Origin of the sequence: Streptomyces sp. NPDC006294, from assembly GCF_042870895.1 — a bacterium.
In the GTDB taxonomy this organism is placed as follows: domain Bacteria; phylum Actinomycetota; class Actinomycetes; order Streptomycetales; family Streptomycetaceae; genus Streptomyces.
Window position 1 is genome coordinate 199648 of sequence record NZ_JBIAHV010000013.1, and the last position, 12368, is coordinate 212015.

The following is a 12368-nucleotide window of genomic DNA, read 5'->3' on the forward strand; positions in this document are numbered from 1 at the left end:
GAGGGAGGTACGGACCAGGTCCCCGGCCTCCACCGGAGGTGTCGCCGACCGTGGTCAGGCGGGCTCTGCGTATGTACGTGCTTACTTGCGTCGCGCGATGAACTGCGAGTGCAGGTGGTCGTGCGTCAGCCCTGGCGCTGCTTGTGGCGCAGGTTGTCGCAGATGACCATGACCCGGCCGTGACGGCGGATCACCTTGCACTTGTCGCAGATCTTCTTGACGCTCGGCTTGACCTTCATGGGATGTGAGGTTCTCCGGGTCAGTGCCGACACCCCGCGAAGGGGTCGACAAGATCTACTTGTACCGGTAGACGATCCGGCCACGCGTCAGGTCGTACGGAGAGAGCTCCACGACGACCCGGTCGTCCGGGAGGATACGGATGTAGTGCATCCGCATCTTGCCGGAGATGTGCGCGAGGACCTTGTGACCGTTCTGGAGCTCCACCTTGAACATGGCGTTCGGGAGAGACTCGATCACGGTGCCCTCGATTTCGATGGCACCTTGCTTCTTGGCCACGCTTCGCCTTTCGAATCGGCTACCTTGATCGACTCTCGTTCCGGGTGCGGACACACGGATGCACGAGAGCCGACGCATCAGTCTACGTCAGGCGTATCGAAAAGACGAATCCGTCAAGTCTGCCCCACGCAGGAGATCGTTAAGCGGTGGTCAGGCCAGGGGGTCGGGCGCCGCGGTGATGCCCAGCTCCGCCAGCTTCGCCCTGCCCCCGTCGCGGGCCGTCAGGACCAGCGGCCCCTCCTCCGTCAGCGCGATCGAGTGCTCCCAGTGGGAGGACCAGGTGCCGTCGGTGGTGATGACGGTCCAGTCGTCGGCGAGCACCTCGGTGTGCGCCGTGCCGAGGGAGACCATCGGCTCGATGGCGAGGCAGAAACCGGGCACCAGCTTCGGGCCGCGGCCGCGCTTGCGGGAGACGTAGTTCAGCAGGTGCGGGTCCATGTGCATCTCGGTGCCGATGCCGTGGCCGCCGTAGTCCTCGATGATTCCGTACTTGCCGCTCGCGGGGCGCGGCTGCCGGCGGATGTAGCTCTCGATGGCGCGGGAGATGTCGATGAGCCGGTTGCCGGATCTCATGGCGGCGATGCCGGCCCACATCGATTCCTCGGTCACCCTGGACAGCTCGAGGAGCTCGGGAGCGTGACCGGTGCCCACGAAGGCGGTGTACGCGGCGTCGCCGTGCCAGCCGTCGATGATCGCGCCGCAGTCGATGGAGATGATGTCGCCGTCCTTGAGGACGGTCTTGTCGTCCGGGATGCCGTGGACGACGACCTCGTTGACAGAGGTGCAGATGGTCGCGGGGAAGCCGCCGTAACCGAGGAAGTTCGACTTGGCCCCGTGGTCGGCGAGCACCTTGCGGGCGACCTCGTCGAGGTCCTTGGTCGTGGCGCCGGGCACCGCGGCCTTGCGGGTCGCCTCGTGGATGGCGGCGACGACCAGTCCCGCCTCGCGCATCTTCGCGATCTGCTCGGGGGTCTTGATCTGCACCATGTGCGGCTCGCGCCTTTCTCAACTACGGGTTCTGGGTCAGTCAACGATACGGCCGCGGCGTCCGAAGGACACCGCGGCCGTATTCTCACAGACTGTGTGCGGGCGGGGCTCAGGCCCGCTTCAGCGCCTCCATGGCGCGGTCGGTCACATCGTTGACCTTGCCGAGCGCGGAGATCGTGACCACCAGGTTCTGGGCCCGGTAGTAGTCGATGATCGGCTCGGTCTGCGTGTGGTAGACCTCGAGCCGCTTGCGCACGGTCTCCTCCGAGTCGTCGTCGCGCTGGTACAGCTCGCCGCCGCACTCGTCGCAGACGCCCTCGGTCTTGGGCGGGGTGTACGTCACGTGGAAGACGTGCGCGCTGTTGTTGCGGCACACACGCCGGCCGGCGATCCGCTTGACGACCTCGTCCTCGGGGACCTCGAGGTCGAGGACCGCGTCCAGCTTGACGCCCTCGTCGGAGAGCATTCCGTCCAGCGCCTGCGCCTGCCCCACGTTCCGCGGGAAACCGTCCAGCAGGAAGCCGCCCACCGCGTCCGGCTGGGACATGCGGTCCTTGGCCATCCCGATGGTGACCTCGTCCGGGACCAGGTTGCCGGCGTCCATGTAGGCCTTCGCCTGCTTCCCCAGCTCGGTGCCCTGGGAAATGTTGGCGCGGAAGAGGTCGCCCGTGGAGATGTGCGGGATCGACAGGTTCCTGGCAAGGAACGCGGCCTGCGTTCCCTTGCCGGCACCGGGCGGTCCGACGAGGACGATTCGCATCAGCGGAGGAACCCTTCGTAATTGCGCTGCTGGAGCTGGCTCTCGATCTGCTTCACGGTCTCCAGACCCACACCCACGATGATGAGGATGCTCGTCCCGCCGAACGGGAAGTTCTGGTTCGCGCCGAAGCCCGCCAACGCCATCGTCGGGACAAGAGCGATCAGGCCCAGATACAGCGAGCCCGGCCACGTGATCCGGTTGAGCACGTAACTGAGGTACTCGGCAGTAGGACGGCCCGCCCGGATACCCGGGATGAAGCCACCATACTTCTTCATATTGTCAGCGACTTCATCGGAGTTGAACGAGATCGCCACATAGAAGAAGGCGAAGAACACGATCAACAGGAAGTACGTGGCGACATAGAGGGGCTTGCCGTCGATGAAGTGCTGCTGGATCCACGTCCCCCAGGCGGAAGTACTTCCACCCGCACTGAATTGGACCACGAGCATCGGGATGTAGAGCAGCGACGAGGCGAAGATCACAGGGATGACGCCCGCCTGGTTGACCTTCAGCGGAATGTAGGTCGACGTGCCGCCGTAGGACCTGCGGCCGATCATCCGCTTCGCGTACTGGACCGGAATCCTGCGCTGTGCCTGCTCCACGAAGACGACCAGGCCGACCATCACGAAGCCGACCGCCATGACCACGGCGAACTCGATCCAGCCGCCGGCGAGCTTGCCCTGCTGCTTGATGGCCCAGATGGCGCCGGGGAATCCGGCCGCGATCGAGACGAACATCAGGATGGACATGCCGTTGCCGATGCCGCGGTCCGTGATGAGCTCACCGAGCCACATGACGGCCGCCGTGCCCGCCGTCATCGTGATCACCATGGTGGCGATCACGAAGATCGACTTGTCCGGGACGATCTCACCGGCGACCGGACAGCCTGTGAACAGCGCACCGCTCCGGGCCGTGGCGACAAGACCGGTGCCCTGGAGCACCGCGAGGGCGACCGTGAGATAGCGCGTGTACTGCGTGATCTTCGCCGTACCCGACTGCCCTTCCTTCTTCAGGGCTTCCAGCCGGGGGATGACCACCGTCAGCAGCTGCAGAATGATGCTCGCGGTGATGTACGGCATGATGCCGAGCGCGAACACCGTGATCTGCAGCAGGGCGCCACCACTGAACAGATTGGCCAGGCCGAGAAGGTTGTTGCCCTTCGCGGTCTGATCGACACAGATCTGTACGTTCTGGTAGTCGACACCTGGAATCGGCACGGCAGCGCCGAGCCGGTACACCGCGATCATGGCGAGGGTGAAGAGCAGTTTCTTGCGCAGGTCGGGCGTCTTGAACGCCCGGGCGAACGCGGTGAGCACGGTGCCTCCTGCGACCCCCGCGTTGCGCGCGAGAGGTAACGGTTTGGTAAGTGAGTAGATACCGAACACGGCAGCCCGCGCCACGAGCGCAGACTGCCGGGACTCTAACAGCGGCTACCATACCCGGCCCCACGGCGAGCGTGAAACGTCGCCGTGACCCCGGGGGCAGGGTCGCCGCGGGCGACGGCCGCTCGCACTGGCCGACTTTGGTCGGCCGCGCCGCCGACCGAGGAACGCGACGGCCCGACGGGCGCCTCCCAGGGGCCGCGTCGAGCGGTTCCCGGACGCCCCGTGGAGGAAGGTCCCTGAGTCCCTGACCGTCGCGACGACGGACTGCGCCGCGGTGGGATCGGCGGCCGCCGCGCCGGGGTCAACCACGCCGCTGACGGCCGCGGTCGTCACCGCCGGCGTTGACCGGCAGCCGTGCGGACACCGGCGCAGGGGCGGGAAGCGGGGCCGGGGCGGGAAGCGGGGCCGAGGGCCTCGGGGGAACGACGCTCCCTCACCGTACGGAACGGAGAGGCCCGCTCCCCGCCCCGGCGTCAGGTCGGCCGGGGGGCGTGACCCGGTGGGAATCAGCCACGGAATAAGGATCGTCGGAGTCACGGACAGGACGGATCTGCCGGCTCCACGAGCCAGGACACCGGGGCCGCCCTGAATACGCCCCAGCATCGGGAAAAGAAGGCCGATCCTTATCACCGCACCCGCCGGAGAGCGGAAAAGGGACGGCCTTTGTCGGCACCGGCACGGGAAGCGGAACCTGAAATACCACTCAGCTCCGGCACTGCTGTCCCGTGGGCCTCGGCGTCGGTCGGGACGAGCACCGAATCAAGGCTCTGCGCCGCCGCGACCTGCACCGCACCGGACGTCATCGTGCTGCGCCGGCTTCCTTCAGAAGCCGGCCCAGAGGACCGCGACCCCGCCCTTTCCGTCGTCCTCGCGGAATTCACCTGTGTCCCGTGGGAAATGACGGAAGGGCTCAGCGGCCCGGACGCACAAAAACCTGGCCGGCGCCCCGTGAGGGGAGCCGGCCAGGTTTGATCCGTCGGACCGGGGCTCAGACGAGCTCGGTGACGGTGCCGCCCGCGGCGGCGATCTTCTCCTTGGCGGAGCCGGAGACGGCGTCGACCGTCACCTGCAGCGCCACGGAGATCTCGCCCTGGCCGAGGACCTTGACGAGGCTGTTCTTGCGCACGGCGCCCTTGTCGACCAGGTCGGCAACGGTCACCTCGCCACCCTCGGGGTAGAGGGCCGCGAGCTTGTCCAGGTTCACGACCTGGTACTCGGTGCGGAACGGGTTCTTGAAGCCCTTGAGCTTCGGGAGACGCATGTGGAGGGGCATCTGCCCACCCTCGAAGCGCTCCGGAACCTGGTAGCGGGCCTTCGTGCCCTTGGTGCCACGACCGGCCGTCTTACCCTTCGACGCCTCACCACGACCGACACGGGTCTTGGCGGTCTTGGCGCCCGGGGCGGGACGGAGGTTGTGGACCTTCAGCGGCTTGTTCTCCGCCATGTCAGTCGACCTCCTCGACCGTCACGAGGTGGCGGACGGTGTGCACCATTCCGCGGAACTCGGGGCGGTCCTCCTTGACGACCACGTCGTTCAGGCGCTTGAGCCCGAGCGAACGCAGGGTGTCGCGGTGGTTCTGCTTGCTGCCGATGTACGACTTCGTCTGCGTGATCTTGAGGCGAGCCATTACGCACCCGCTCCCGCACGCGCACGCAGCAGAGCCGCGGGGGCGACGTCCTCGAGGGGCAGACCACGGCGAGCCGCGATCTCCTCGGGACGCTGCAGGCCCTTGAGGGCCGCCACGGTCGCGTGCACGATGTTGATCGCGTTGTCCGAGCCGAGCGACTTCGACAGGATGTCGTGCACGCCCGCGCACTCGAGCACGGCGCGCACCGGGCCACCGGCGATAACACCGGTACCGGGGGAAGCCGGCTTGAGCAGGACGACGCCGGCAGCCTTCTCACCCTGGATCGGGTGAGGGATGGTGCCCTGGATGCGGGGGACCTTGAAGAAGTTCTTCTTCGCCTCCTCAACACCCTTGGCGATGGCGGCCGGCACCTCCTTGGCCTTGCCGTAACCGACGCCTACGGTGCCGTCACCGTCACCCACCACGACGAGCGCGGTGAAGCTGAAGCGACGACCACCCTTGACAACCTTGGCGACGCGGTTGATCGCGACAACGCGCTCAACGTACGCGGTCTTCTCGGCGGCAGCTGCGCCACCGTCGCGACCCTTCCGGTCCCGCCGCTCGCCGCCACCGGCACCGCTTCCGCGGCGCTGGGGTCCAGCCATTGGAATTACCTCTCTCTGTTACGTCCGTTAGTCCCGGAACCGGGGCTCAGAACTTCAGCCCGGCCTCGCGGGCGGCGTCAGCCAGAGCGGCAATGCGCCCGGCGTACCTGTTGCCACCACGGTCGAACACGACGGCCTCGACGCCGGCGGCCTTGGCACGCTCGGCGACCAGGGAACCGACCTGCTTGGCCTGGGCGCTCTTGTCGCCCTCGCCACCACGGATCGAGGTGTCCAGGGTCGACGCCGACGCGAGCGTGTGGCCCGCGATGTCGTCGATGACCTGAGCCACGATGTGGCGGTTGGAACGCGTCACGACCAGGCGCGGACGCTCCGGCGTACCGGAGACGTGCTTGCGGACGCGGATGTGGCGGCGCTTGATGGCGGCGCGCTTGTACGCGTCGCCCTTGGCAATCTTCACACCGTATGCCATGGCTTACTTACCCGCCTTTCCGACCTTGCGGCGGATGACCTCGCCCGCATACTTCACGCCCTTGGCCTTGTACGGGTCGGGCTTGCGCAGCTTGCGGATGTTCGCGGCGACCTCGCCGACCTTCTGCTTGTCGATGCCCTCGACCGAGAACTTGGTCGGCGACTCGACCTTGAAGGAGATGCCCTCGGGCGCCTCCACCAGGATCGGGTGGCTGTAACCGAGCTGGAACTCCAGGTTGGAGCCCTTCGCGGCCACGCGGTAACCGACACCGCTGATCTCGAGCGCCTTGGTGTATCCCTGGGTCACACCGGTGATCATGTTCGCCACCAGCGTGCGGGACAGGCCGTGCAGGGCCTTGTTCTGACGCTCGTCGTTGGGACGGGTGACGTTGAGCACGCCCTCCTCGCCCGTAACAATCTCGATGGGCGCTGCGACGGTGTGCGTGAGGGAGCCCTTCGGACCCTTCACCGCGACCGTGCGGCCATCGATGGTGACGTCCACACCGGCGGGAACCTGGATGGGGAGCTTGCCGATTCGCGACATTAGCTTTTCCTCCGTTCCCGACTACCAGACGTAGGCGAGGACTTCCCCACCCACGCCCTTCTTCTGTGCCTGCTGGCCGGTCAGGAGACCGTGGGACGTGGAGATGATCGCCACGCCCAGGCCGCCGAGAACCTTCGGCAGATTGGTGGACTTCGCGTAAACACGCAGACCCGGCTTGGAGATGCGCTTGATGCCGGCGATCGAACGCTCACGGTTCGGGCCGAACTTCAGCTCCAGGACGAGGTTCTTGCCGACTTCGGCGTCCTCGACCTTCCAGCCGGTGATGAAACCCTCCTGCTGGAGGATCTCTGCGATGTGCGACTTGATCTTGCTGTGCGGCATCACCACGGAGTCGTGGTACGCCGAGTTCGCGTTACGCAGACGCGTCAGCATGTCTGCGATGGGATCAGTCATGGTCATGAATTGGCCTTCGGCCTCTCTCGCCGGGGTTTCCTGTATGCGCCATCCCTCTCCCCGCACAGAGGCGGGACGGGTGCGGCACGGGGACCTACGGCGTAGTAAGTCGTACGGGCGGCAGACGCCCAACCCTCCTAGCCTAAGCCATGGAGAGAAGGGCCCCTGCCAACCCTCTGCTTACCGAGAGACTCCGGTCATCCCTTACGTCCAAAGGACGGAGGGACTACCAGGAGCTCTTGGTCACGCCCGGCAGCTCGCCACGGTGAGCCATCTCACGAAGGCACACGCGGCACAGGCCGAACTTGCGGTAGACGGAGTGCGGACGGCCGCAGCGCTGGCAGCGGGTGTACGCACGCACACCGAACTTGGGCTTACGAGCAGCCTTGGCAATGAGAGCCTTCTTCGCCATCTCGCTTACGCCTCCTTGAACGGGAAGCCGAGGTGACGAAGGAGCGCGCGGCCCTCAGCGTCGTTGGTCGCCGTGGTGACCACGGTGATGTCCATACCCCGGACGCGGTCGATCTTGTCCTGGTCGATCTCGTGGAACATGACCTGCTCCGTGAGACCGAAGGTGTAGTTGCCACGGCCGTCGAACTGCTTCGGCGACAGACCGCGGAAGTCGCGGATGCGCGGCAGCGCGAGCGACAGAGTGCGGTCCAGGAACTCCCACATGCGGTCACCGCGGAGGGTGACGTGGCAGCCGATCGGCTGACCCTCGCGCAGCTTGAACTGCGCGATGGACTTGCGGGCCTTGGTGACGGCCGGCTTCTGACCGGTGATCGTGGTGAGGTCGCGAATCGCGCCGTCGATCAGCTTGGAGTCGCGGGCGGCGTCGCCCACACCCATGTTGACCACGATCTTGACGAGGCCGGGAACCTGCATGACGTTCTCGTAGGAGAACTCCTCACGCAGCTTGCCCGCGATCTCCTCGCGGTACTTCGTCTTCAGACGCGGAGTGGTGGTGGTAGCCATCAGATGTCCTCACCCGTCCGCTTGGCAACGCGGATCTTGTTGCCCTCGTCGTCGAAGCGGAACCCGACGCGGGTCACGACCTTCTTGCCGTCCTTCTCCACGACGAGCTGAACATTGCTCACGTGGATGGGGGCCTCGGTCGTGACAATGCCACCGGTCTGCGAACCACGAGCGGTCTGGCCGGCCTTGGTGTGCTTCTTGACCCGGTTGACACCCTCGACCAGGACGCGGTCCTCGCGGGGGAAGGCCTGAATGACCTTGCCCTGCTTGCCCTTGTCCTTACCGGTGATGACCTGTACCAGGTCGCCCTTCTTGATCTTCATGCTTACAGCACCTCCGGCGCGAGCGAGATGATCTTCATGAACTTCTTCTCGCGCAGCTCACGACCCACGGGGCCGAAGATACGGGTGCCGCGAGGGTCGCCGTCGTTCTTCAGAATGACGGCGGCGTTCTCGTCGAAGCGGATGTACGAGCCGTCCTGACGACGACGCTCCTTGACGGTGCGAACGATGACCGCCTTGACGACGTCACCCTTCTTCACGTTGCCACCGGGGATCGCGTCCTTGACGGTGGCGACGATGACGTCACCGATGCCCGCGTAGCGGCGACCGGAGCCACCGAGAACACGGATGCAAAGGATCTCCTTGGCACCAGTGTTGTCGGCGACGCGCAGTCGCGACTCCTGCTGGATCACGTCTATCTCCTGATTGTCTGCCGGTTCCCGGCGGGGGCCGTCCTCTTTATGAGGACGGGCCCCCACCGAGCCTGGCGGAACGAACTCGAAGGGTTACCCCTTCAAGCAATTACTTGGCCTTCTCGAGGATCTCGACGATGCGCCAGCGCTTGGTCGCCGACAGCGGACGCGTCTCCATGATGAGGACGCGGTCGCCGACGCCGGCAGCGTTCTGCTCGTCGTGCGCCTTGAGCTTGTTGGTACGGCGGATGACCTTGCCGTACAGCGCGTGCTTCACGCGGTCCTCGACGGCGACGACGACGGTCTTGTCCATCTTGTCGCTGACGACCAGACCCTCACGGGTCTTGCGGAAACCGCGGGCGGTCTTGTCTTCAGTCACGTTGCTCTCGCTCATCAGGCGCTCTCCACCGTCTCGATGCCCAGCTCGCGCTCACGCATCAGGGTGTAGATCCGGGCGATGTCCTTGCGGACGGCCTTCAGCCGGCCGTGGTTCTCGAGCTGACCGGTCGCCGCCTGGAAGCGGAGGTTGAACAGCTCTTCCTTGGCCTCGCGGAGCTTGGCAACAAGCTCCTCGTTGCCCAGCTCACGCAGCTCGGATGCCTTGGTACCGGTCGACATCACGCTTCACCTGCCTCGCGCTTGACGATCCGGCACTTCATCGGCAGCTTGTGGGCCGCGCGAGTCAGAGCCTCACGTGCAATTTTTTCGTTCGGGTAGGACAGCTCGAACATGACCCTGCCCGGGTGCACGTTCGCGACCCACCACTCGGGGGAACCCTTACCGGAACCCATGCGAGTCTCGGCGGGCTTCTTGGTCAGCGGGCGGTCCGGGTAGATGTTGATCCAGACCTTGCCGCCACGCTTGATGTGGCGGGTCATCGCGATACGAGCCGCCTCGATCTGGCGGTTGGTCACGTACGCCGGAGTCATGGCCTGGATGCCGTACTCGCCGAACGCAACCGTCGTACCACCCTTGGCCATACCGCGGCGCTTCGGGTGGTGCTGCTTGCGGTGCTTGACCCTACGGGGGATCAGCATTTCGGTCAGGCCTCCGTTCCGGTGCTCTCAGCAGCCGGAGCGGCGGCGGGAGCGTCGGCCTTGGGGGCCTCGGCTGCCGGCGCGGACTGCTGCTGCGGCTTGCGACCGCGACCGCCACGCTCGCCGCCACCGCGGCCACCACGGCCGGCCGGGCGGTCAGCGCCACCACGGGCCGGGCGGTTGCCGGCACGGGCAGCGGCGTTCTCGGCGCGGACCTCGGCGATGTTCTTGACGTCGCCCTTGTAGATCCAGACCTTCACGCCGATACGGCCGAAGGTCGTCTTGGCCTCGAAGAAGCCGTAGTCGACGTTCGCGCGCAGCGTGTGCAGCGGCACACGACCCTCGCGGTAGAACTCCGACCGGGACATCTCGGCGCCGCCGAGACGACCGCCACACTGGATCTTGATGCCCTTGGCGCCGGCCTTCATCGTCGACTGCATGCTCTTACGCATGGCGCGACGGAAGGAGACGCGGGAGGACAGCTGCTCCGCGACGGCCTGCGCGACCAGCTGAGCGTCTACCTCGGGGTTCTTGACCTCGAGGATGTTCAGCTGGACCTGCTTGCCCGTGAGCTTCTCGAGGTCGCCGCGGATGCGGTCGGCCTCGGCGCCACGGCGGCCGATGACGATGCCGGGACGCGCGGTGTGGATGTCCACCCGCACGCGGTCACGGGTGCGCTCGATCTCAACCTTCGAGATGCCGGCGCGCTCCATGCCGGACGTCATCATCCGACGGATGGCGACGTCTTCCTTGACGTAGTCCTTGTACAGCTTGTCGGCGTACCAGCGGGACTTGAAGTCCGTGGTGATACCGAGCCGGAACCCGTGCGGGTTTACCTTCTGGCCCATTACCGGGTTCCTTCCTTGCTGCTGACGACCACGGTGATGTGGCTGGTCCGCTTACGGATCCGGTAGGCCCGGCCCTGAGCACGCGGACGGAACCGCTTCAGGGTCGGACCCTCGTCCACGTACGCCTCGCTGATGACCAGCGAAGAGGCGTCGGTGTGGTCGTAGTTGTGCGCGGCGTTGGCAATGGCGCTGTCAAGCACCTTGCCGACCGGCACGCTCGCGGCCTGCGGGGCGAAACGCAGGACCGCCTGAGCCTCCGTGGCATCCATGCCACGGATGAGGTCCACCACTCGGCGGGCCTTCATGGGCGTGACGCGGATGTACCGCGCCTGGGCCCTGGCTTCCATGGTTGTCCCTTCGGTGTAAGTCATGAGTCGTTCCACCCCGCGCTAGCGGCGCTTCGACTTCCGGTCGTCCTTGACGTGGCCGCGGAAGGTGCGAGTCGGCGAGAACTCGCCGAGCTTGTGGCCGACCATCGACTCGGTGACGAACACCGGGACGTGGATCTTGCCGTTGTGCACCGCGATCGTGTGGCCCAGCATGGCCGGGACGATCATCGAGCGACGGGACCAGGTCTTGATGACGTTCTTGGTGCCTGCTTCGTTCTGCGTGTCCACCTTCTTGATCAGGTGGTCGTCGACGAAGGGCCCCTTCTTGAGACTGCGCGGCATCTAAACCCGCTCCTAGCGCTTCTTGTTCGTCTTGCGGCGGCGGACGATGTACTTGCTGCTCGCCTTCTTGGGAGAGCGAGTACGCCCTTCCTTCTGACCCCACGGGGAGACCGGGTGGCGACCACCGGAGGTCTTGCCCTCACCACCACCGTGCGGGTGGTCGACCGGGTTCATCGCGACACCGCGGACGGTCGGGCGGACGCCCTTCCAGCGCAGACGGCCGGCCTTGCCCCAGTTGATGTTCGACTGCTCGGCGTTGCCGACCTCGCCGACCGTGGCGCGGCAGCGGATGTCGACCAGGCGAATCTCGCCGGACGGCATACGCAGGTGGGCCATCTGGCCCTCCTTCGCCAACAGCTGCACGGAGGCACCCGCGGAGCGGGCGAACTTCGCACCGCCGCCGGGCCGCAGCTCGATGGCGTGGATGGTCGTACCGACCGGGATGTTGCGCAGCGCCAGGTTGTTGCCGGGCTTGATGTCGGCGCCGGGGCCGTTCTCAATCCGGTCGCCCTGGCTCAGGCCACGCGGGGCGATGATGTAGCGCTTCTCGCCGTCCGCGTAGTGCAGGAGCGCGATGCGCGCGGTGCGGTTGGGGTCGTACTCGATGTGCGCGACCTTCGCCGGGACGCCGTCCTTGTCGTGACGACGGAAGTCGATCACCCGGTAGGCGCGCTTGTGGCCACCGCCCTGGTGACGGACGGTCACACGACCGGTGTTGTTACGGCCGCCCTTGCTGTGCAGCGGGCGGACCAGCGACTTCTCCGGCGTGGACCGCGTGATCTCGACGAAGTCGGCGACGCTGGAACCACGACGGCCCGGAGTCGTCGGCTTGTACTTGCGGATACCCATTGTCTCTCAGTCCTCGGAAACTATTC

At 66.2% G+C, this 12368-nt stretch carries 22 protein-coding genes; all 22 read right to left on the reverse strand.

What is annotated here, in order from left to right:
- Positions 1–125: 125 nt before the first annotated feature.
- The 22 genes from rpmJ to rplB all read right to left on the reverse strand — a co-directional run bounded on the left by rpmJ (position 126) and on the right by rplB (position 12342).
- Positions 126–239: a 50S ribosomal protein L36 gene (gene rpmJ / locus ACFYOP_RS23930; RefSeq protein ID WP_003956441.1), complete on the reverse strand. Its 114-nt coding sequence runs from the start codon at positions 237–239 to the stop codon at positions 126–128.
- 55 nt (positions 240–294) lie between these two features.
- Positions 295–516, reverse strand: coding sequence for a translation initiation factor IF-1 (infA, locus tag ACFYOP_RS23935; RefSeq protein WP_003956442.1), 222 nt, complete (start codon positions 514–516; stop codon positions 295–297).
- Between the two features lie 150 nt (positions 517–666).
- The gene (gene map / locus ACFYOP_RS23940) at positions 667–1503 is read right to left on the reverse strand and encodes a type I methionyl aminopeptidase (protein WP_356898584.1); all 837 of its coding nucleotides are present in this window, start codon (positions 1501–1503) and stop codon (positions 667–669) included.
- 109 nt (positions 1504–1612) lie between these two features.
- Complete coding sequence (locus ACFYOP_RS23945; protein WP_356898585.1) at positions 1613–2263, reverse strand: adenylate kinase; 651 nt, start codon at positions 2261–2263, stop codon at positions 1613–1615.
- Positions 2263–3579, reverse strand: coding sequence for a preprotein translocase subunit SecY (gene secY, locus ACFYOP_RS23950; RefSeq protein WP_356898586.1), 1317 nt, complete (start codon positions 3577–3579; stop codon positions 2263–2265). The genes ACFYOP_RS23945 and secY overlap by 1 nt, the downstream gene beginning before the upstream one ends.
- Positions 3580–4636: 1057 nt before the next feature.
- Positions 4637–5092, reverse strand: coding sequence for a 50S ribosomal protein L15 (rplO, locus tag ACFYOP_RS23955; RefSeq protein ID WP_356898587.1), 456 nt, complete (start codon positions 5090–5092; stop codon positions 4637–4639).
- 1 nt (position 5093) lies between these two features.
- The gene (gene rpmD / locus ACFYOP_RS23960) at positions 5094–5276 is read right to left on the reverse strand and encodes a 50S ribosomal protein L30 (protein WP_005313525.1); all 183 of its coding nucleotides are present in this window, start codon (positions 5274–5276) and stop codon (positions 5094–5096) included.
- Positions 5276–5881, reverse strand: coding sequence for a 30S ribosomal protein S5 (rpsE, locus tag ACFYOP_RS23965; RefSeq protein ID WP_030914151.1), 606 nt, complete (start codon positions 5879–5881; stop codon positions 5276–5278). The genes rpmD and rpsE overlap by 1 nt, the downstream gene beginning before the upstream one ends.
- A gap of 46 nt (positions 5882–5927) precedes the next feature.
- Positions 5928–6311, reverse strand: a complete 384-nt coding sequence (rplR, locus tag ACFYOP_RS23970) for a 50S ribosomal protein L18 (RefSeq protein WP_100108608.1) — start codon at positions 6309–6311, stop codon at positions 5928–5930.
- Between the two features lie 3 nt (positions 6312–6314).
- Entirely contained in the window at positions 6315–6854 is a 540-nt protein-coding gene (gene rplF / locus ACFYOP_RS23975; RefSeq protein ID WP_356898588.1) for a 50S ribosomal protein L6, read from the reverse strand.
- A 21-nt stretch (positions 6855–6875) separates the two neighbouring features.
- Positions 6876–7274 carry a 30S ribosomal protein S8 gene (gene rpsH, locus ACFYOP_RS23980; RefSeq protein WP_005313538.1) on the reverse strand — a complete coding sequence of 133 codons (399 nt, stop codon included), beginning with the start codon at positions 7272–7274 and terminating at the stop codon, positions 6876–6878.
- A 220-nt stretch (positions 7275–7494) separates the two neighbouring features.
- Positions 7495–7680 carry a type Z 30S ribosomal protein S14 gene (locus tag ACFYOP_RS23985; protein WP_003956452.1) on the reverse strand — a complete coding sequence of 62 codons (186 nt, stop codon included), beginning with the start codon at positions 7678–7680 and terminating at the stop codon, positions 7495–7497.
- A 5-nt stretch (positions 7681–7685) separates the two neighbouring features.
- Entirely contained in the window at positions 7686–8243 is a 558-nt protein-coding gene (rplE, locus tag ACFYOP_RS23990) for a 50S ribosomal protein L5 (protein ID WP_356898589.1), read from the reverse strand.
- Positions 8243–8566 carry a 50S ribosomal protein L24 gene (rplX, locus tag ACFYOP_RS23995; protein WP_159688581.1) on the reverse strand — a complete coding sequence of 108 codons (324 nt, stop codon included), beginning with the start codon at positions 8564–8566 and terminating at the stop codon, positions 8243–8245. Before rplX ends, rplE begins: the two co-directional genes overlap by 1 nt.
- Before the next feature lie 2 nt (positions 8567–8568).
- Positions 8569–8937 carry a 50S ribosomal protein L14 gene (gene rplN / locus ACFYOP_RS24000; RefSeq protein ID WP_003956455.1) on the reverse strand — a complete coding sequence of 123 codons (369 nt, stop codon included), beginning with the start codon at positions 8935–8937 and terminating at the stop codon, positions 8569–8571.
- A gap of 109 nt (positions 8938–9046) precedes the next feature.
- Entirely contained in the window at positions 9047–9331 is a 285-nt protein-coding gene (gene rpsQ / locus ACFYOP_RS24005) for a 30S ribosomal protein S17 (protein WP_005313575.1), read from the reverse strand.
- On the reverse strand, positions 9331–9555 hold the full coding sequence (gene rpmC, locus ACFYOP_RS24010; RefSeq protein ID WP_142214203.1) for a 50S ribosomal protein L29: 225 nt from the start codon (positions 9553–9555) through the stop codon (positions 9331–9333). Before rpmC ends, rpsQ begins: the two co-directional genes overlap by 1 nt.
- Entirely contained in the window at positions 9555–9974 is a 420-nt protein-coding gene (gene rplP / locus ACFYOP_RS24015; protein ID WP_005313579.1) for a 50S ribosomal protein L16, read from the reverse strand. The genes rpmC and rplP overlap by 1 nt, the downstream gene beginning before the upstream one ends.
- Before the next feature lie 5 nt (positions 9975–9979).
- Positions 9980–10822, reverse strand: coding sequence for a 30S ribosomal protein S3 (gene rpsC / locus ACFYOP_RS24020; RefSeq protein WP_356898590.1), 843 nt, complete (start codon positions 10820–10822; stop codon positions 9980–9982).
- On the reverse strand, positions 10822–11169 hold the full coding sequence (gene rplV / locus ACFYOP_RS24025; protein WP_004571827.1) for a 50S ribosomal protein L22: 348 nt from the start codon (positions 11167–11169) through the stop codon (positions 10822–10824). Before rplV ends, rpsC begins: the two co-directional genes overlap by 1 nt.
- A 42-nt stretch (positions 11170–11211) precedes the next feature.
- Entirely contained in the window at positions 11212–11493 is a 282-nt protein-coding gene (gene rpsS / locus ACFYOP_RS24030) for a 30S ribosomal protein S19 (protein ID WP_356898591.1), read from the reverse strand.
- A 12-nt stretch (positions 11494–11505) separates the two neighbouring features.
- Positions 11506–12342: a 50S ribosomal protein L2 gene (rplB, locus tag ACFYOP_RS24035; protein WP_356898592.1), complete on the reverse strand. Its 837-nt coding sequence runs from the start codon at positions 12340–12342 to the stop codon at positions 11506–11508.
- Positions 12343–12368: the final 26 nt, after the last annotated feature.